This is a genomic window from Photorhabdus machadonis (assembly GCF_052657765.1).
In genome coordinates, this window is sequence record NZ_CP199761.1 from 965424 (window position 1) to 985617 (window position 20194).

General features: G+C 44.4%; 18 protein-coding genes and 1 riboswitch. Of the genes, 12 read left to right on the plus strand and 6 right to left on the minus strand.

From position 1 onward, the window contains the following. Positions 1 to 10 precede the first annotated feature (10 nt). Together ACUN2T_RS04665 and ubiK are read right to left on the minus strand one after the other, a co-directional pair. Positions 11 to 1360 (minus strand): VRR-NUC domain-containing protein, encoded by a 1350-nt coding sequence (locus ACUN2T_RS04665; RefSeq protein ID WP_445496457.1) that lies wholly within the window; start codon positions 1358 to 1360, stop codon positions 11 to 13. A gap of 618 nt (positions 1361 to 1978) precedes the next feature. Further along, a complete protein-coding gene (gene ubiK, locus ACUN2T_RS04670) occupies positions 1979 to 2266 on the minus strand; it encodes a ubiquinone biosynthesis accessory factor UbiK (protein ID WP_350305373.1) in 288 nt (95 codons plus the stop codon). 135 nt (positions 2267 to 2401) lie between these two features. Continuing rightward, positions 2402 to 2579: riboswitch (FMN riboswitch) on the plus strand. Positions 2580 to 2732: 153 nt separating this feature from the next. Here ubiK and ribB point away from each other — a divergent pair. From ribB to ACUN2T_RS04690, 4 genes are all read left to right on the plus strand, one after another. Continuing rightward, positions 2733 to 3386: a 3,4-dihydroxy-2-butanone-4-phosphate synthase gene (gene ribB / locus ACUN2T_RS04675; protein ID WP_445496458.1), complete on the plus strand. Its 654-nt coding sequence runs from the start codon at positions 2733 to 2735 to the stop codon at positions 3384 to 3386. 194 nt (positions 3387 to 3580) lie between these two features. Next, positions 3581 to 4366 carry a 4,5-DOPA-extradiol-dioxygenase gene (gene ygiD / locus ACUN2T_RS04680; protein ID WP_445496459.1) on the plus strand — a complete coding sequence of 262 codons (786 nt, stop codon included), beginning with the start codon at positions 3581 to 3583 and terminating at the stop codon, positions 4364 to 4366. Positions 4367 to 4801: 435 nt separating this feature from the next. After that, on the plus strand, positions 4802 to 5467 hold the full coding sequence (locus tag ACUN2T_RS04685; RefSeq protein WP_445496460.1) for a hypothetical protein: 666 nt from the start codon (positions 4802 to 4804) through the stop codon (positions 5465 to 5467). Between the two features lie 65 nt (positions 5468 to 5532). After that, on the plus strand, positions 5533 to 5880 hold the full coding sequence (locus ACUN2T_RS04690; protein WP_445496461.1) for a hypothetical protein: 348 nt from the start codon (positions 5533 to 5535) through the stop codon (positions 5878 to 5880). A gap of 38 nt (positions 5881 to 5918) precedes the next feature. Here the strand turns inward: ACUN2T_RS04690 and ACUN2T_RS04695 are convergent, their stop codons facing one another. The 3 genes from ACUN2T_RS04695 to ACUN2T_RS04705 all read right to left on the minus strand — a co-directional run bounded on the left by ACUN2T_RS04695 (position 5919) and on the right by ACUN2T_RS04705 (position 8396). Continuing rightward, the gene (locus ACUN2T_RS04695; RefSeq protein ID WP_445496462.1) at positions 5919 to 6398 is read right to left on the minus strand and encodes an Hcp family type VI secretion system effector; all 480 of its coding nucleotides are present in this window, start codon (positions 6396 to 6398) and stop codon (positions 5919 to 5921) included. Positions 6399 to 6512: 114 nt separating this feature from the next. Continuing rightward, positions 6513 to 7673: a glutathionylspermidine synthase family protein gene (locus ACUN2T_RS04700; RefSeq protein WP_445496463.1), complete on the minus strand. Its 1161-nt coding sequence runs from the start codon at positions 7671 to 7673 to the stop codon at positions 6513 to 6515. 6 nt (positions 7674 to 7679) lie between these two features. Continuing rightward, entirely contained in the window at positions 7680 to 8396 is a 717-nt protein-coding gene (locus ACUN2T_RS04705) for a DUF1190 family protein (RefSeq protein ID WP_445496464.1), read from the minus strand. A 428-nt stretch (positions 8397 to 8824) separates the two neighbouring features. On the opposite strand from ACUN2T_RS04705, the gene ACUN2T_RS04710 reads away from it, so the two are divergent. Continuing rightward, on the plus strand, positions 8825 to 9226 hold the full coding sequence (locus tag ACUN2T_RS04710) for a DUF2628 domain-containing protein (RefSeq protein WP_445496465.1): 402 nt from the start codon (positions 8825 to 8827) through the stop codon (positions 9224 to 9226). A 122-nt stretch (positions 9227 to 9348) separates the two neighbouring features. Here ACUN2T_RS04710 and tolC read toward each other — a convergent pair whose 3' ends face one another. Further along, the gene (gene tolC, locus ACUN2T_RS04715) at positions 9349 to 10740 is read right to left on the minus strand and encodes an outer membrane channel protein TolC (RefSeq protein ID WP_445496466.1); all 1392 of its coding nucleotides are present in this window, start codon (positions 10738 to 10740) and stop codon (positions 9349 to 9351) included. Positions 10741 to 10957: 217 nt separating this feature from the next. Here tolC and nudF point away from each other — a divergent pair, with 217 nt between their 5' ends. From nudF to ftsP, 7 genes are all read left to right on the plus strand, one after another. Then, on the plus strand, positions 10958 to 11599 hold the full coding sequence (gene nudF, locus ACUN2T_RS04720; RefSeq protein ID WP_445496467.1) for an ADP-ribose diphosphatase: 642 nt from the start codon (positions 10958 to 10960) through the stop codon (positions 11597 to 11599). 99 nt (positions 11600 to 11698) lie between these two features. After that, positions 11699 to 12538, plus strand: coding sequence for a 3',5'-cyclic-AMP phosphodiesterase (cpdA, locus tag ACUN2T_RS04725; RefSeq protein ID WP_445496468.1), 840 nt, complete (start codon positions 11699 to 11701; stop codon positions 12536 to 12538). A 131-nt stretch (positions 12539 to 12669) separates the two neighbouring features. Next, a complete protein-coding gene (gene yqiA, locus ACUN2T_RS04730) occupies positions 12670 to 13278 on the plus strand; it encodes an esterase YqiA (protein ID WP_445496469.1) in 609 nt (202 codons plus the stop codon). Between the two features lie 72 nt (positions 13279 to 13350). Then, positions 13351 to 15246, plus strand: a complete 1896-nt coding sequence (gene parE, locus ACUN2T_RS04735) for a DNA topoisomerase IV subunit B (RefSeq protein ID WP_445496470.1) — start codon at positions 13351 to 13353, stop codon at positions 15244 to 15246. Between the two features lie 43 nt (positions 15247 to 15289). Further along, entirely contained in the window at positions 15290 to 17551 is a 2262-nt protein-coding gene (gene parC, locus ACUN2T_RS04740; RefSeq protein ID WP_445496471.1) for a DNA topoisomerase IV subunit A, read from the plus strand. Positions 17552 to 17606: 55 nt separating this feature from the next. After that, positions 17607 to 18350 carry a 1-acylglycerol-3-phosphate O-acyltransferase gene (locus tag ACUN2T_RS04745; protein ID WP_445496472.1) on the plus strand — a complete coding sequence of 248 codons (744 nt, stop codon included), beginning with the start codon at positions 17607 to 17609 and terminating at the stop codon, positions 18348 to 18350. Between the two features lie 379 nt (positions 18351 to 18729). Beyond that, positions 18730 to 20151, plus strand: a complete 1422-nt coding sequence (ftsP, locus tag ACUN2T_RS04750) for a cell division protein FtsP (RefSeq protein WP_445496473.1) — start codon at positions 18730 to 18732, stop codon at positions 20149 to 20151. Positions 20152 to 20194 lie beyond the last annotated feature (43 nt).

A 20194-nucleotide genomic window follows, 5' to 3' on the forward strand; every position in this document is an offset into this window, starting at 1 on the left:
TCTCCGTTCATTATGAGGCGGTGGCGAATGTCACACTCGCCAACATTGCCAGGATGGCGGCTAATGCCGCAGCGCTTACCGCAGCAGCAGCGATTAAAATTTCTCCCAGTTCAATCAGCGCGGCAGCGACGGCAAGGGTGACGAGGATAACAACGGCAACTTCGGCAATAATCACAACCACTTCCAGCATTCCTTCACCCACCTCTTTTAATATTTGCATCCAGCTCATGTTTTTTAGATCTTCCAGGGTGATATCTGAACCCTGTTGCACAGTCTGCCACCGGGCTTTTATCTCACGCTCAGTCCAGGTCACGATTTTTCCCGTTTGTTCATTAACCCAGGAAAAAACGTAGCTGACCTGATGGCTTATCGGGTCAATAATTTCTTCACACACCCACTTGCCGGCTTGATTGAACCAGGTACCAAACTGGGCAAGGAGCTCCCGGGTACTGTCGCGGACATAACTCAACCCATTTTCGGCCAGACCAGCCACTTCCTGTCCGAGGATAACCCAGTCTTCATAGCTGGGTAAGAAAGACCAACGGGAAGTGCTGAGAAGTGGTGGATTTTTTGTCAGGGGTTGCGGGATCGTACCCGGCACGCCCTCTTCGGGAGGTACGGGTAAAGCTTCATCATCAGGAGGCGAACCGGGTGGCAGTGGTATAGGATTTTTATAGTGTTGGGAACCGGGTTGGTAATGTTTTCGCCACGCTTCATCGTACTGCTTTTGCTCCTCTGTGCGATTATCCATGACACGCATCACGCCAAAGCGTTTTTCTGTCGCAATTAGCATATAATCTTGTTCTTGCTCGTCAGAGAGATCATCCCCCGGAAATTTCACCTCAATCAACATCTTCAAATTATCAGGGTGAACAGAACCATCGAAATAGGTGGCATTTCTGCCCGGCCAGCGGAGAGCGTCCTCTTTGACTAGAATAATATCGGGGCGGCGAATACCAACAACCCCAAATTTTTCCATATCGTCAGCAGAAGGCCTGGCAAACGGGTTACTGGATTGCGGTAGATTATCACCATAACGCTGCTTAGAGACTTGACTGGTCGCCAGCATAGGCAGAGGAACGTCCTTTTTCCCTCGGATAGCAAACACCACTTCTGCTTTATAGGACCATAAAAAATTATGTTTAAGCTCTTCAACCTTAATCAACCCACTCATAATGATTTGATTAAGAAAGCGGATCGCCCCCTGTTTAGTCACAATCATCGCAGGCAGACGCAGGGCATATTCAGCTTTTTCCGCCAAATAGCAGGGGTCTTCATCGGCCGGAAAGACCCCGATTTCCATCGTACAGTTAATTGAGGTGACGGCCGGGCACATCTTGCCGCTGTTGGATATTGCCATACTTATTTCTCCTTAAACTCCATAATATACTTTACCAGCGTGTTACTGCTGGCCCGGTACAAGGTTTTCTTCGATGGGGGCAGGTAAAGACTAATCCATCCATATTTGAAACCTTATATAATGATTGAACCCTAATCCTGAAACGGCGTCATGACGATAGAGGCCATTAAACGAATAATCACGTTCTGTTCTTTTAAATAGCGCCGTGCAGCGCTTCTTCATATTACCGAGCCAGTGTTTCAATTTTGTGGCTCTGAATACGTGGCATTTGAGAGAACAATAAACAGCGTCCAGCTGAGTAGAGTAGAAATGAATTACAGAGAATTTCGCCCTCTGAATTTTATGACTACAAGATCATGATATTTATCATATGAATATGTTAAAGTGTGATGCACATCACAAAAATAGTTAATTAATCACTACCCATCATATGGAGTGAATAAAAATCGCCGTACATTTTCACCAGATACGGAAGAAATATAAAATCATAAAAGCGTCAAGATATATGCTTTAAATATTTCTATTACTGAATTCGGTGACCGTCTTAACGATCACCTTTAATTGAATAGTAATGAGATAAAATGGTGTGCAGAATTAATTGAGCAACTAACTGACCAATTACTCTTCCTTTACCGTGTTATCAGCAGATGGCGTATTCTTATCTTCAAGCTTCGCCTCCAATTCATTTAAACGCTGCTCCATCGCCGTTAATTTTTCACGGGTACGCAGCAGAACCTGAGTTTGAATATCAAATTCTTCGCGGTTAACTAAATCAAGTTTGCCAAGTTGGGATTGCAAAATCATCCGTAATTTTTTCTCTATATCGTCACCAAACTCTTTCACTCCCTTTGGCAAGGAATCCTGGATTTGGCGGGCAATTTGTTCAATTTTTTTGGGATCGAGCATGATGCATCCTTTTTATGACATAAATAATCTCTGATAGTGTAATACCAGATAGTAAAACCACAAACCATTGTGAGCCAGGTTTCACATCTGATTTTGTTGATTGCCCCCGGTAAATATTAGCGTTATAGTTTGCTGGCTTATCTCAGGGCGGGGTGAAAGTCCCCACCGGCGGTAAACATCAGGTCATCTTTCGGGTGGCTGGGTGAAGCCCGCGAGCGCTCCGTTTGTGGTTATCTTTATGATAAAGCGGAGGTCAGCAGATCCAGTGTCATTCTGGAGCCGACGGTTATAGTCCGGATGGGAGAGAATAACGGCATCTGTCGGGCTTTTTGCCCGCCTGTTGTTCCGGCTATGGCATGCGAACATTATATTAATAATATTAATGTTACGATGTGGTGTCATAGTGAGAACTCCTCAAGACTGCCCTGATTCTGGTAATCCATAAATTTTAACGAGGTTTTTTACCATGAATCAGACGCTACTTTTTGAATACGGCACATCATCAGAACGTGTTGAACGCGCTATTGACGCTTTACGTGATGGCGGCGGTGTGATGGTGCTGGATAATGAAGATCGTGAAAATGAAGGTGATATTATCTTTGCGGCCGAAACGATGACCGTAGAGCAGATGGCACTGACTATCCGTCATGGCAGTGGTATTGTCTGCTTGTGCCTGACAGAGGATCGCCGCCAGCAATTGCAATTGCCCATGATGGTGGAAAATAATTCCAGCCCGTTCCAGACGGCTTTTACTGTAACCATTGAGGCTGCTCAGGGTGTGACAACTGGCGTTTCTGCGGCTGACCGTATCACAACTATTCGTGCAGCGATTGCGGATCATGCGAAGCCAAGTGATTTGAACCGTCCGGGGCATGTTTTCCCACTGCGCGCGCAGCCAGGTGGTGTTCTGGTCCGTCAGGGGCATACTGAAGCGACAATTGATTTGGTTAGTTTGGCCGGTTTCAAGCCAGCAGGTGTATTGTGTGAATTGACCAATGATGATGGTTCAATGGCCCGTACTCCTGAGGTGGTGCAATTTGCGAAATTGCATAATATGCCGGTAGTAACCATTGAAGATTTGGTGGCTTATCGTCAGGCAGTAGATCAGAAAGCCAGTTGAAATGTAATCATCTGATCATCGGCTGAAATATCGGTTATAACACACATACATTTATCCAAACCACAGTTCGCACAAGCTGTGGTTTTCAGTTTTTTTGAATAACTCCATCACCTTTGGCACACTGTTTTGCCTGTCTGAAAGGCGTAATCTCTCTGCAAGTATTAAAATTACCTATATTTGGTATGGGAGGTTGTATGAATATTTCCAGAATGCCAGCCCTGTTTGTTGGTCATGGCAGTCCAATGAACGTACTGGAAGAAAATCGTTATACCAACGCTTGGCGTGAGCTTGGCGAAAGGCTGCCTGTCCCCAGAGCGATTTTGGTGATTTCTGCTCATTGGTACACCAATGGCACCGCTGTAACGGCCATGACTCAACCGAAGACTATCCACGATTTTCGTGGTTTTCCACAGGAATTGCATGAAACTCAGTATCCGGCTAAGGGGTTACCTGAACTGGCTGCTTTAGTGCAGGAAATACTGGAGCCTGTGGAGGTTTATGCCGATCACCATCAATGGGGATTAGATCACGGGACTTGGGGTATTCTGATTAAGATGTATCCTCAGGCCAATATCCCTGTGGTTCAGCTGAGTATAGACGACGCTAAACCCGCGACGTATCACTATGAGTTGGGGAAAAAGCTGGCTGCTTTGCGAGATGAAGGTGTGTTGATCCTGGGAAGTGGTAATGTGGTACACAATCTTCGTGCCACGAAACGGCAGGAACCTAATGCTGAACCGTACCCTTGGGCAGAAACATTTAACCGTTATGTGCGTGATAACCTTATCAGCAATGAGCAGCCTTACCCTTTGGTTCATGCATTGGATAGGGAAGATGGTCAGTTATCCAATCCATCTCCTGAACACTTTTTGCCATTGCTGTATGTCATGGGAACGTGGGATAGAAAAGAAGTGGTTTCTATTCCTGTAGATGGCATTGTGTCCGGGTCATTGAGTATGCTGTCTGTGCAAGTTGGTTAAATAGTCAATTTTTGTGCCGTATTGGTTGAAGTTTTTTACCCTTTTGTTAGGACTACCGGTGGCGAGATCATCGCCACCTTGTCTGCGGAAAGGGCTGCAATCTTGATTCAACCTAAAAACTTCATCTTTATTTTCTCCTTCACCATTCAGAATGGTATTAATAACGGCTGGATTCTTTGCTTTTTAAAGTATGATTAGGTGACAGATATGACAGGGTTTTGCTTGCCTATTACGTGAAAATGTAATGATGCCACCAAAAATTTCATTGGCTCAATTATCTCTGTGTTATATAAAAGAATCGGTTTCGTGAGCAGATTAATAGAATGAGATCGATAAAAGCTGTAAAGTGGATATATTGATTTTTAGCGTCAAAAAAGATGAGCAATTGTAGCTATAATTTTAATATTGCTAAACATTATATAGGTGGATCAACTAATGACTGTTAGAAAAGATATAAAGGATGACAAATTAATTTATACGGAGGATTTGGGATGGATAGATCTTGGTCATGCTAGTGGTCATGATTCTAAAATGTTATGGGAACAGTTGATTACTGAGAAAAGTAGTTCTCCTTTTATGAAAGGGTACTTTCTGGTTAATTATGCTCAAGGCATGAGTAAATATATTTTTAAATCATCAATTCATGCTCAATGGATGGTAAAAAAAGGATTGCCTATTGAAGTGAAAAAATCCATTGCATTTTCAATGATGTATTGTGTGTCGTTGGAGTTCGAAGAGTTACAGTCAAATTTTGTTTTTTCAAATATTACGGACAGTGGGTTTAGTTGTGAAGATTTAATTTCAAACTTATTAGGTTATTATAAATCAGTGCAACCAAGGGATTATATGTCTTTAATAAAACCAAAATCTAAAGAGTATGCATATAAAATATGGGATTATTACGGTCCTGTAGGTAAGTATAAGAATAAAGAATTAAGACCTTGGATTTTTCCTGATCCAGAGAAATACCCTAACAATGCTTTTCCGTATAAGAAGAATTTGCCATATTATTTAAATACAATTAAACCTTTTTCTTCTTATGAGAAAGATATTGTTATAAGTCATGTAAAGCCAATAGCTTCTTATGAGGTTAAGTTGTGAGAATATTATTTTTTTTCGTATTTTTTTTATTCGTTCTTATTTTTTGGGGGTGGTGGTTTTTATCAATGCCTAATGTATTTTATAGTGAGAAAGATTTTTTTAAATATAATTTATTAACATATATTGAGATAAGGAATTCTCCCCGTGTATCAGAAAATTATGTTTTCGAATACTCGCCGAATGATGAAACATCACCACAAAGAAGCACCATTTATTTCTGTGATTTAAAAGATATAAGCTCCAGTTATAATGAGCTGATTCATTATATAAATAAAAATGGTTTTTTTATATCAAGAAACAATTCGTTGTTATATAAAGATAGCTCAAGAGATGATGTATATTTTATCTTGGATAAAGTGATTTTTAATAAAAAGGAATGTTTAGAATTGATCTTTTCAAAAGAAATAAAATGATCTGAATTATTTGGGGATTTCTCCCCAAAATATTAATTTTAACTAACCCTTTCATCCCATATGCTATATCCTGATGTACCTGCGGTATGGTGTTTCCAAGTTATACTTCCATAGGCAATGGATATAATCTCATAGGGCTGTGCATCATTATGGGTAAGTGAATTGGGATAATGGGTGGATATATTGGTTATCGATGCATACATGATTTCAATTGAATAATATTTCTCTTGAGAACCATTATTTGATGTCCTATAGAAATCTAATCTGCAATTTATTGATTCGTTTTCTGATATTGCTATGCCTAATAGAGGCGATGATTTGTCTATTGGCTTAGTGATTGAAATAGGTGAATGATTAACATTTTGTTCTCGGCTGATATCATGGTCAAATGAATAAACATAAATTTCATTTTCATGACCCGTTTGATATTTATTACCGATGGAATCATAGGTAGAACAACCACTGGATATAAGCCCTTGCTTTTTACCTGTGATGGTTAAATATATTGTGTTCGCCATATTATTTATCCTTTTTTTATAAGCTTATAAGGGGACAACGTTTTTTCATCGGATTTTTAAGGGAGGAATTTTGGGCGTTTTTACGATCTTCCTCACTCCTCCCTTGTCTGGATATTAATCCGAAATAATGTGCGGATAGAAGCGGGATAAATCTTGAGTTATGAGTTCACGATCTTCACGCAAACCAATACCACAAGGCTGATCATTGACCAGCCAGCTACCAATCAGTGTATAACTGTCACCGAATTTTGGCAGTGTATGGAATTGCTGAACGATCATGCCTTCTTTACCGTAAGGACCATCAGCACTAGCAATTTCCTTACCATTCTCAATGATGCGGATATTCGCCCCTTCCCGTGAAAACAGCGGCTTAATAACATAGCTGTCCATTGCTGGATGGTTATCATCAGCAAAATAAGCGGGTAACAGGTTTGGATGATTCGGAAACATCTTCCACAACATTGGCAGTAATGCTTTGTTGGAGATAATGCTCTTCCAGGCAGGTTCTAACCAGCGAACGCCGGCATCTTCCAGTTTGGTAGCGAAAATCTCACGGAACATCATCTCCCAAGGGTAGAGTTTGAACAGATTGCTGATCACCTGGTCTTGTAAATCAGTAAACTGGCCTTTCTCACCCAAACCGATCTCTTCGATAAACAAGAATTCAGTTGGAACACCGGCTTCCAGCGCACAATCCTGTAAATATTGAATGGTACCGCGATCTTCTTGGGTATCCTGACAGCAGGTCATGTGCAATAAGCCAAAACCATATTCATCACGCAATTGAGCAAAACGTTCAATCAACTGCTCTTGCATGCTGTTGAATTGATCGGCATGCGTTGGCAACAAACCGGCATTCATCTGATCTTCCAACCAGATCCATTGGAAAAAAGCAGATTCATACAGTGAAGTTGGCGTATCGGCATTATTTTCCAACAATTTTGCCGGGTTTTTACCATCGTAAGCCAAGTCCAAACGAGAATAGAGTGACGGCTGGCTGGTAATCCAGGAACTGCGGACAAAGTCCCAGCAATGTTTTGGGATCTGGAATTGGGTCAACAGCTCTTCACTATCGACGACTTTCTCTACCACCTGCAAACACATCTGATGCAGCTCGGCAGTGGTATTCTCGATTTCTTCAATTTGAGCAAGAGAAAACTGGTAATAAGCATCTTCACACCAGTATGGTTCGCCATGCATGGTGTGAAAATTAAAGCCATATTCTGTTGCTTTCTCGCGCCAGTCCGGGCGCTCAGTAATCGCAATGCGTTTCATCCGCGATTAGCCCCCCATTGAGCGTGAAGTAGAACTAGAAGAGGAACTACGTTGCATGGTTGACTGTTTTGCAACAGAGTTACCGAAGCCGCCGCGGGTGATGGTTGTCGTCGTGGCGGGTTTTGGCGCCATAGCGGTTTTAGGAACCGTCATAGAACGGCCACCGGCAGTAGCAGGGCCATAGCTTTTACCCGTCGCATCAACAAATTTACCGTTTGCCGGGCTGGTGGCAGATTTGGAGCTAAACAGCGGTTGTGAAGGTGCCGCGCCACCGCCCATCAGACGGCCCATCATAAAACCGGCCATCAGAGGCATCCAGAAGCTGCCACTTTGCTGCGGTTGGGCTTGTGCATTGCTATTCGCAACTGTGCTGGAGCCATCCATGGTAGATGTGCTGCCAAGGCCCGCCTGTGCCGGAGCTTGAGTACATTGTGCTTCACCAAACTCAGCGATACAGTCTTCTTTGGTCGCATATTTAGGCGCTGTTTTTTCCGCTTCTTTCAAAGCGTTGTTGTAAGTCAGATTACATTGTTCACTTTGTGATGGGTTTGTCTGAGAACAATCATCTGCATTCATGTAAAGAGAGACGGTTTCATCACTCTGTTCACAGGCAGATAACATGAAAACTGCACTGACAGCGATTGCCACAGGGGCAAGGCGATAGTTGCGCCAAGCCTTACGGAATGCGTCGTGATTAATATTTTTGGTCCGCTTTATTGTCATAGTCGTATACCCAGATTTTAGGTGTCTGTGATTCTTTAATGAAATAGCTCTAAGGATAGGGGAAAGATGAGCAAAATTAAAGCATAAACCTTCGAATTGATAACCTAATTTTTTGTCTGACAAAGTGGCTGCCGGATATTGATTGTCTGGTATTCCACTTAGTTTGGTTTTAATGCTGTAAAATATATATGGATTTTAAAAATTAGTGCTGTAATTGATATTTTGTGGTATTAATTCCACCCGCATAAGTTCCGGTAAATTAAGGATAACTAAACGGGTAACGTTATGATGTAAATAAATCTGCTAATTACAGTATCTGCCGTTTTAGCGCTAGAAAATAATCTCGGCAATATAAGTTTAAATTAGTAATCAATTGTTATTATATTATTTGTGTTGTATTTTCTATTTTAATTAAGGAATTCAGTAGGATGGATAAAAGTCAATATTCAGAAAAATGGCAAGCGCGTTTTACATTTTTTGAACAGCACGGCGCTCCTAAGGCATCTGAGCATAAAGCTGCCATGAAAGCAGAACCATTTGGGCGCCGTATTTTGTTGAACATGAATTTTATCGCCTTCTTTTTTGGTTTTATTTACTTCTTTGTTTTAGGTTTATGGCGAAAAAATCTGATTTTATTCGGCATCGCGGTTGTTATAATAATGCTATTAGGGGTCATTGAAGGTGTTCTGGGTATTGAGATCCCTCCAGCTGCTGACAAGGGGATTAGCTTCGCTTTTGCGGCAATATGGGGAATGACTGCTAACTACGCTTACTATTTGAAAGAAACAGTGAATAGCCAGAGCTGGAATCCATTTGAAGGATTTTTCTGATTTATATATTTTCTGCATTAAGATAAATACCGGGTTTTCTTTCGGCTCAAATTGTCGTTGGGCCGGAAATAAAACAGCCCGCTTTCCGGCGGGCTGCTATTAGTGAAGGTAGAAGAACTGAATTAGTTACGGCCAGATGTTACTGGCGCGTTTATTTCCCGAACAATACTGCTGGCTGACGTTGAGATCTGTTTATCTAGCGTATTATTCAGCGCTGCTAAATCGTTCTCATTAAGCGTGCCAAGCGCATGCTGAATATTCAGTTGATTAATCAGATAATCATAGCGAGCATTGGACAGTTTTTGTTTGGCATCGTACAACGTTGTCGTTGCATTCAGCACATCAACAATGGTACGTGTACCGACCTGATAACCTGCTTCCATTGCATCCAGTGAGCTTTGCGCGGAAACAACAACCTGCTTGTAGGCGTTGATACTGCTGATGGAGGCAGATATGTTGTTAAAAGAAGAACGGACAACCTGTATTACATTGCGATAGGTGCTTTCCAACTGTTCGCTAGCGCTGACAAAACCATATTGTGCCTGCTCAACGCGGGAACTGGTTGCTCCACCGCTGTAAATTGGCAGACTGAGTGTCAGACCAACACTGTTTTCGCCATTATAGGCATTGCCGGGTTTTTGGTTGGACTCATAGCCGGAGCCGTGAGACTGGATGTTTGAGACGCCGGTAGAGGCGCTTAGATCAATTGTTGGCATATGGCCGGTTTGTGCTGCTTTGATTTGCTCACGAGCCAGGTCCTGACCTAAACGGGCGGATAACAGGCTTAGATTACGTTTCTCCGCCTCTTTCACCAGAATATCCACTGCTTCTGGTTTATGTGTATTGAAGCGATCAATGTTCAGCGAGGATAACTGAGGGTAATAAGTACCGGTTACCTGACGCAGAGCTTCTAACGCATTATCCAGATCATTGCGGCCAACAACTTCCTGAGCGAGTACGCTATCGTAGTTAGCTCGGGCGTTCTGAACATCGGTAATGGCGACCAGACCGACATTAAAACGCTGAGTGATTTGATCCAACTGGCGGTAAACCGCTGCTTTCTGCGCTTCAATGTAGGAGAGTGAATCAATTGCGCGCAGGACTTTGAAATAAGCCGTTGCACTATCCAAAATCAGTTTTTGTTCACTGCTCTGGTAGGTAACGTCGGCAATACCCGCCGTTTTTTCTTGTAAGTTCAACTGGCGCCATTTAGACATATCAAAAATGGTTTGAGTCAGCTTAAGCGTTGCGCTCAAAGCATTGTTTTCTGTGTCGCGTGTATCGCGGTAACCACTGTTGTAGGTATATCCCGTATTTAATCCCAACTGAGGTAATAATGGACTACGGGATTCATTAATTTTTTCAAAAGCTGCATTACGCTCAGCCATTGATTTACGTAGTTCAGGATTACTTTCTTTTGCTTGCTTATAAACCTGCAAAAGATCTTCAGCCTGACTGACAGAGCTAAATCCCGCTAGGCTCATAGCGATAAAAAGGGAGAGCAGTTTCTTCATTTGCATTCCTTGTTGTGCAGCTATTTTGCTTGTTGCCTTGATGAAAAACGAAATATCACTGATTCTAGCAGAGTATGCTATCAGTCGAAGGTAGCCGTTTGTGCCATATTGCCTTAATTTAGCTTAACTTTACACCATCAAAAGATGAATTTTTTAACTCTGCTTGATTAATATCATTTAGTGGCTAGCAAATAAGGAAGTATATCAGGAGAATTTCATGAATAAAAAACCGTCCATGCCAGTTATGCTGAATAAACAGGATGTGGAAATTATAGCGAAAAAGAGTCTGTACAAAGGATTCTTCAAACTGACAAATTACCGCTTCCGTCATCGTCTGTTTGCTGGTGGCTGGAGTGAAGAGGTCAGTCGCGAAGTTTTTGAACGAGGACATGCGGGGGCGTTGCTACCTTATGATCCACGTCGTGATGAAGTTGTGCTGATAGAACAGATCCGAATTCCGGCGATAGAGACTAAAGCAACGCCGTGGTTGCTGGAAATTATTGCCGGTATGATTGAAGAGGGCGAGGATGTCGAGCGTGTAGTGCGCCGCGAAGCGATGGAGGAGGCGGGAATTGAAGTTAAACGCTGTAAACCAGTGTTGAGTTATCTCTCCAGCCCTGGAGGAACAACGGAACGTATCTCCGTGATGGTGGGTGAAGTGGATGCCACTAAAGCTGCCGGTATTCATGGATTGTCGGGTGAACATGAAGATATTCGGGTACATGTGGTCAGCCGTGAGCAGGCTTATCAATGGGTGGAAGAGGGCATTATTGATAATGCCGCTTCAGTGATTGCGATACAATGGTTAGCATTGCACCATGAAAAGTTAAAAAAAGCGTGGAATTCAGATAATTCCTGATTTTTAACTGAGAAAAGGGAAGTGTGTGCCAGTCAGCAGATCTCTTGCGTTAAAGCGGGTTATGATGCTCGCCAATGATTTATAGGACAAGGAAACCATTTGGAAAGCCAGTTTAAACTGCCTGTGGTAGAAGGAACCACAGCCAAAATATTACAAATAACAGATACGCATCTTTTTGCCGGCAAAGAAGAGACTTTGTTGGGTGTTAATACTTATCGCAGTTACCACGCGGTGCTGGATGCCATCCTCAAACAAAATGCTAATATTGATTTAATCGTTGCGACAGGTGATTTAGCACAGGATCAGTCGCTGGCAGCCTATTGGCATTTTGCCGCTGGTATTGCCCGTTTGCCAGCACCTTGTGTCTGGTTGCCCGGTAACCATGATTACCAGCCTGCGATGGTGGATGCCCTGGCGGCTGCGGGCGTTTCTCCGTCGAAACAGATTTTGGTCGGTGAGTACTGGCAACTCCTGCTGCTTGATAGCCAGGTATCGGGTGTTCCGCACGGCGAGTTGTCGGAATATCAGCTTGAATGGATGAAAAAGTGCCTGGATATATATCCTGAACGTTACACGGTGATCTTGCTTCATCATCATCCATTACCATCGGGTTGCACCTGGCTGGATCAGCACAGTTTGCGTAACTCACACATTCTGGCTGAGTACCTGCAAGGTTATTCACGGGTTAAGGCGATGCTTTGCGGGCATATCCATCAGGAGATGGATCTGGGTTGGAATGGCATTCGTATGATGGCGACACCATCAACAAGCGTGCAATTCAAGCCACACTGCACTAATTTTACGCTCGATACCGTCGCGCCGGGATGGCGTTATCTCGAATTGTCTATTGCCGATAATGGTGAATTTAGTTTGACAACTCAGGTCCATAGACTGGAGAGCCATGAATTCTGCCCTGATTTAGATTCGGATGGATACTAGGTTGTGTTTGTCTCTTTGTGCCGCTGTGTTACTCTCTGCTTATTGGGTCTGCCAAGCCTCACCATTTGTGGCTTATCGCACAGGAACGTAGCGGCCAGTCGTATTTACGCACAATTGAGGGACACAGCCTGATGTCAACGTTACTCTATCTGCATGGTTTTAACAGTTCCCCACAATCCGTAAAAGCGAATGCCCTGAAAAAGTGGCTGCATCAACATCATCCTGAAATTGATATATTGGTGCCTCAGTTACCGCCTTATCCTGAAGAAGCGGCTGAACTGCTGGAAAATCTGGTGATGGAACGTGCCGGGGATAATTTGGGTATTGTTGGCTCTTCTCTGGGCGGTTATCTGGCGATATGGCTTTCACAATGTTTCAGTTTACCCGCAGTTGTTGTCAATCCGGCGGTTCGCCCGTTTGAGTTACTGCGGGATTATCTTGGGAAAAATATTAACCCCTATACCAATCAACGGTATACTTTGGAACAGCGCCATATCCATGATCTCAAAATCATGCATATCGAACCGCTAGAGTCACCGGATCTTATCTGGTTATTGCAGCAAACTGGGGATGAGGTGCTGGATTATCGTCAAGCCGTTGCCTATCTTATATTATGTAAGCAAACTATTGAATCTGGTGGTAATCACACCTTTATCGGGTTTGAGCACTATTTCCCGCAAATCATCAACTTTCTTGGGTTTTCCAGTGATGGCGAGAAAAAACTTGCCAAAAATGTTTGAACGACTGGTATTATCAACAGTATACAAAACTGATTATCCCTTTAATCAAGAAGCAACCGACAGAATTACAACATGACTCAATCTAGTTACAACGCAGATGCCATTGAAGTTCTCAGTGGTCTGGAACCGGTTCGCCGTCGTCCGGGAATGTACACTGATACAACGCGTCCGAACCATTTGGCACAGGAAGTGATCGATAACAGCGTGGATGAAGCTTTGGCGGGTCACGCTAAACATATTGAAGTGATCCTTCATCGCGATCAGTCACTGGAGGTCATTGATGATGGCCGTGGTATGCCGGTTGATATTCATCAGGAAGAAGGGGTTTCAGCGGTTGAACTGATCCTGAGCCGCTTACATGCCGGTGGTAAATTTTCTAATAAAAACTATCAATTTTCCGGTGGTCTTCACGGTGTGGGGATCTCTGTGGTTAATGCTTTGTCCAAGCGGACTGAAGTCACCGTCCGACGTGACAGTCAGGTGTACCAAATCGCTTTTGAGAATGGCGATAAAGTGCAGGAGCTGGTGGTGATCGGCCGTTGTGGTAAACGCAATACCGGTACCAGTGTTCATTTTTGGCCTGATGAAAGTTTCTTTGACAGCCCACGTTTCTCAGTTTCCCGTTTGGCGCATTTGCTGAAAGCGAAAGCAGTTTTGTGTCCGGGGGTGGAAATTGTTTTTAAAGATAAAATCAACGACACCGAACAAAAATGGTGTTATGCCGATGGTCTGACCGACTATCTGATGGCGGCGGTTAATGGCCTGATAACATTGCCGGAAACTCCTTTTGTCGGGACTTTCAGCGGTGAAACCGAAGCGGTTGACTGGGCACTGCTCTGGTTGCCGGAAGGGGGAGAACTCCTGGCTGAAAGTTATGTGAACCTGATCCCGACCGTACAGGGCGGTACGCATGTAAATGGGTTGCGTCAGGGGCTACTGGATGCCATGCGTGAATTTTGTGAATTCCGCAATATCCTGCCACGCGGTGTGAAGCTTTCTGCCGATGACATCTGGGATCGCTGTGCTTACGTTCTGTCTGTAAAAATGCAGGACCCGCAATTTGCCGGTCAGACGAAAGAACGTCTCTCTTCCCGCCAATCTGCTGCCTTTGTTTCTGGTGTCGTTAAAGATGCGTTCAGTTTGTGGCTAAACCAGAATGTACAGGAAGCAGAGCAATTGGCTGAACTGGCGATCGCCAGTGCACAACGCAGAATGCGCGCCGCGAAAAAGGTTGTGCGTAAAAAACTGACCAGCGGCCCTGCGTTACCGGGAAAATTAGCTGACTGCACATCACAGGATCTGAATCTCACCGAATTATTTCTGGTGGAAGGGGATTCTGCGGGCGGTTCGGCGAAACAGGCCCGTGATCGTGAGTATCAGGCGATCATGCCGTTGAAAGGAAAAATTCTGAATACCTGGGAAGTCTCTTCGGATGAAGTGTTAGCGTCACAGGAAGTTCATGATATCTCAGTTGCTATTGGCATCGACCCGGATAGCAACGATCTCAGCCAGTTACGCTATGGTAAAGTCTGTATTCTGGCTGATGCCGACTCAGATGGCTTGCATATTGCGACGCTGTTGTGTGCATTGTTTGTCCGCCACTTCCCAACATTGGTTAAGAACGGCCATGTTTATATGGCAATGCCGCCTTTATATCGTATTGATTTGGGTAAAGAAGTGTATTACGCACTGGATGAAGAGGAAAAGAGCGCGGTGCTGGATCGCCTGAGCCGCAAACGGGGTAAGCCTAACGTACAGCGCTTTAAAGGGTTAGGTGAAATGAACCCGCTGCAACTGCGTGAAACGACGTTAGACCCGAATACCCGCCGTCTGGTGCAATTGACTATCAATGATGAAAACTATCAGGAAACCTTCTCTGTGATGGATATGTTGCTGGCGAAGAAGCGTTCAGAAGATCGCCGTAACTGGCTGCAAGATAAGGGTGATACTGTGGAAATTGAAGTGTAACGCCCACAGGGATAGTCAAAGAAGATTCTGAGGAAATTAACGAATGAGTGAGATAACTCACGATGGCGTGGAGCGTTTACCGCTCCACTCGTTTACTGAAAATGCTTATCTGAACTACTCCATGTACGTCATCATGGACAGGGCGCTGCCCTTTATCGGTGACGGTTTGAAACCGGTTCAGCGCCGTATTGTTTATGCCATGTCAGAACTTGGGCTGAACAATACCGCTAAATTTAAGAAATCCGCCCGTACCGTAGGTGATGTATTGGGTAAGTACCATCCACATGGTGATGGTGCCTGTTATGAAGCGATGGTGCTGATGGCGCAGCCATTCTCTTACCGTTATCCGCTGGTGGATGGGCAAGGGAACTGGGGGGCGCCGGATGATCCTAAATCTTTCGCCGCGATGCGTTATACAGAATCCCGTCTGTCCAAATATGCAGAGTTGTTGCTGACGGAATTAGGTCACGGCACGGTTGACTGGGTACCGAATTTTGACGGCACGTTGCAGGAACCGAAAATGCTGCCGGCGCGTTTGCCAAATATTTTGCTGAATGGCACCACCGGTATTGCGGTAGGCATGGCGACAGATATCCCGCCTCATAACGCCCGTGAAGTGGCTAATGCACTGATAACGCTGCTGGATAAGCCACAAAGCTCCCTTGATGAGCTGATGGAACATGTTAAAGGTCCTGATTATCCGACCGAAGCGGAGATCATCACGTCGCAAGAAGATATCCGTAAAATTTATAAAAGTGGCCGCGGTTCGGTACGAATGCGTGCAGTTTGGTCAAAAGAAGATGGCAATGTGGTGATCACTGCGCTGCCACATCAGGTTTCTGGCGCTAAAGTGCTGGAACAGATAGCCAACCAGATGCGGGCTAAAAAATTACCTATGGTTGATGATTTACGTGATGAATCTGATCATGAAAATCCAACTCGATTGGTGATTGTTCCCCGGACAAACCGGGTGGATGTGGAGCAGGTAATGAACCACCTGTTTGCGACAACCGATCTGGAAAAGAGTTATCGCGTCAACCTGAATATGATCGGATTGGATAACCGCCCGACCGTAAAAGGTTTGGTTGAGATCCTGGCCGAATGGCTGGTATTCCGCCGTGAAACTGTACGTAAGCGTTTGAACCATCGTCTGGAAAAAGTTCTTAAACGCCTGCATGTGCTGGAAGGTTTACTGATCGCGTTTCTCAATATTGATGAAGTCATCCATATTATCCGTAGCGAAGATGAGCCAAAACCGGTGTTAATGGAACGTTTTGGTTTAAGTGAGACTCAGACGGAAGCCATTCTGGAACTGAAATTACGCCACTTAGCTAAACTGGAAGAGGTGAAAATCCGTGGCGAGCAGAATGAACTGGCGAAAGAGCGTGATAAGTTACAGGCAATTTTAGGTTCTGAGCGCAAGCTGAACACGTTATTGAAGAAAGAGATTATTGCTGATGCGGCGACTTATGGCGATGAACGTTGTTCTCCAATGAGAGTACGTGATGAAGCCAAGGCCATGAGCGAGCACGACATCACACCTTGTGAACCGGTGACCATCGTATTGTCAGAGATGGGTTGGGTGCGCAGTGCGAAAGGTCATGATATCGATCCGGCCGGGCTGAATTACAAAGCGGGCGACAGTTTCCGTGGCGCGGCTCGTGGTAAGAGCAATCAACCGGTTGTTTTTATTGATACAGCGGGTCGCAGCTACTCTCTTGATCCGCGGGATATGCCTTCTGCCAGAGGTCAAGGGGAACCACTGACGGGTAAATTGACTCTGCCCGTGGGTGCAACAGTAGAACATGTACTGATGGCATCTGATGAACAGAAATTTTTGATGGCATCTGATGCTGGTTACGGTTTTATCTGTACTTTTAGTGATCTGGTCGCCAAAAATCGGGCGGGTAAAGCACTGATTACATTGCCGGAAAATGCTGGCGTCATGACGCCGCTGGAAATAAATAACGCGCAGGATGATATGCTGCTGGCAATCACCAGTGCAGGCCGGATGTTAATGTTTCCGGTTGCGGATTTACCTCAGCTTTCCAAAGGGAAAGGAAATAAGATCATCTCTGTTCAGTCAGCGTCAGAAAATGATCTATTGAGTTGGTTATTGATACTACCGCCACAATCGTCAATTACACTTTACTTTGGTAAACGTAAACTGACTCTGCGTCCTGAGGATTTACAGAAATTCCGTGCAGAGCGTGGGCGTAAAGGAACATCTCTACCTCGTGGGTTGCAACGTATTGAGCGGGTTCAGGTTGATACACCACCCTCTGCTATTGGTGTAACTAAATAGTGGAATTAAATGAAACTAACGGGTTTGAGCGAGGCCCGTTAAACAAGAGGCAGCTATGTTAGCTATTATTCGTGGCATTATTGTTATTCTGTTTTCGATTGTGGTGTGTGTATTCGGTGGTATTTACTGTTTATTCAGACCCCGTAATCCAGACCATGTCATGGTATTTGGTAATATGTTTGGCCGGTTGTCGAAAATATTTGGCATCAAAATAATTGAGCGTATTCCTGCTGACGCCAAAAATTATGGTCCGAGTATCTATGTAGGCAACCATCAGAACAACTATGACATGATAACCATGTCCAATGCGGTTCAGCCGGGTACGGTGACGGTAGGCAAAAAAAGTCTGGTGCTAATCCCGTTTTTTGGTCAGCTTTATTGGCTGGCAGGTAATATCCTGATTGATCGAAATAACCGTGCTAAAGCACACGGCACTATTACCCAGGTTGTCGAGCAGATTCAAGAACGCCGTATTTCTGTCTGGATGTTCCCGGAAGGAACGCGTAGCCGTGGCCGTGGCTTGTTGCCGTTTAAAACCGGTGCTTTCCATGCCGCTATCTCTGCGGGAGTGCCGATTGTCCCGGTCTGTGTCTCTTCCATCACTAATGGCAATATTAAGTTGAATCGCTGGAATAATGGCACCGTCATTGTGGAAATGTTGTCGCCCATTGATACTTCCGGATATACCAAAGAGCAGGTGCGTGAATTGGCAGAGTATTGTCATCAAATGATGAAAGACAAAATAGACGCACTGGATGAGGAATTAGCTGCAATGAAGAAGCCGGGCCAGTACTCATAATCGGTTATTTTGTTTGCTGTCTTTCTTTGTATTAAGAGTGGGCCTGACAAAAGCGAACGTACTTTAATCCTCACATACCGGGTGTATGTGAGGATTTTTGCCTGTTGCCCGTGTCCACAATGTATTGATAGAAATGATATGTACTGATCGCTTACAGAGATAGATTCGTGTAATGCATTCGGATAGTTTAATTCCCGGTCTATTCGCGTTATGATGAGCGCTTGATAAATAATGTTTTTGTTAAATGCAATCAAAAGGATAATAAACTTTAATAACTTCAATAATGAGTTATTAGCCTCCAGGTGAATGATTGCAATATTTCAGGTATTTCTGAAGCACATCATACCTGGAATTTAATTAGGCTTGTCGCGGAGAAAATATGTCATTTAGTCGGCGCCAATTTATTCAGGCATCAGGCTTGGCAATGTGTATCGGAGCCGCTCCTTTTGTGGTTGGGGCCAGCAAAAAGCTGCAAACTGCTTTGCCGATCCCCCCTTTATTGGAATCTCGTGGTGGACAGCCACTATTTTTGACTTTACAAAAAGCGCACTGGACTTTTGATGGGCAATATAAAACCAGTGTGTGGGGGATTAATGGTCAATATCTTGGCCCGACGGTACGGGTTTATAAAAACGATGATGTCAAACTGATATACAGTAATCGGTTGGCAGAACCGGTTTCGATGACCGTCAGCGGATTGCAATTACCGGGAACGCTGACGGGGGGAGTTACCCGTCAAATTTCTCCGGGGGCTGACTGGTCGCCGGTGTTGCCTATTCGTCAGCAGGCGGCGACTTGCTGGTATCATGCCAATACACCTAACCGGATGGCACCCCATGTTTATCACGGTTTGGCTGGCATGTGGCTGGTGGAAGATGAAACCAGCCGTAATTTGCCGTTGCCAAAACATTATGGTGTGAATGACTTTCCGGTTATTTTGCAGGACAAGCGGCTGGATAATTTTGGTGTTCCTGAGTATCAGCCTGTCGCGGGTGGTGGGTTTATCGGTAATACATTATTGGTTAATGGCGTACAGAATCCTTTTATTGAGGTCTCTCGTGGTTGGATCCGTCTGCGTTTACTGAATGCATCCAATGCTCGCCGATATCAGCTCCAGATCAGTGATGGCCGTCCTTTCTATATGATAGGCACCGATTTGGGGCTGTTACCTGCGCCGGTAGCGGTTCCGCAACTGTCCCTTGCGCCAGGTGAACGGCGTGAAGTATTGATTGATATGTCTGAAGGGGATGAAGTTTCTGTTACTGCGGGTGAATCAGCCGGCATACTTGACAAGCTGCGTGGGTTGTTTGAACCATCGACTACGTTGATTTCCAGCACTGTTCTGACCATAAAACCGACAGGTCTGTTATCTTTGGTGACAGATGCCTTGCCATCCCGTTTGGTCGATGATGTTATGCCGGTTGCTAATGCAATCCGTAACCGGGAAATTTATCTTGATGATAATACGCCGGGAATTAACGGTGTGTTGTGGGATATGAACCGGGTAGATATTACCAGCCAGCAGGGAACATGGGAGCGTTGGATCGTAAATGCAACCTTCCCACAGCCGTTCCATATTGGCGGTGTGCAGTTTAAAGTGATTAATCACAATGGTGAGACACCTCAGCCACAGGATTATGGTTGGAAAGATACCGTCTGGGTTGATGGGCGAGTGGAATTACTGGTTTATATGAACCAGCCATCTTATGAACACTTCCCATTCCTGTATTACAGCCAGATCCTGGAAATGGCCGATCGCGGTTCTGTGGGGCAGCTAGTGACCATCCCTGCCAATCAGTGAATCAAAATTTGGTGCGCGGTATTAATACCGCGCACGTTTGGGT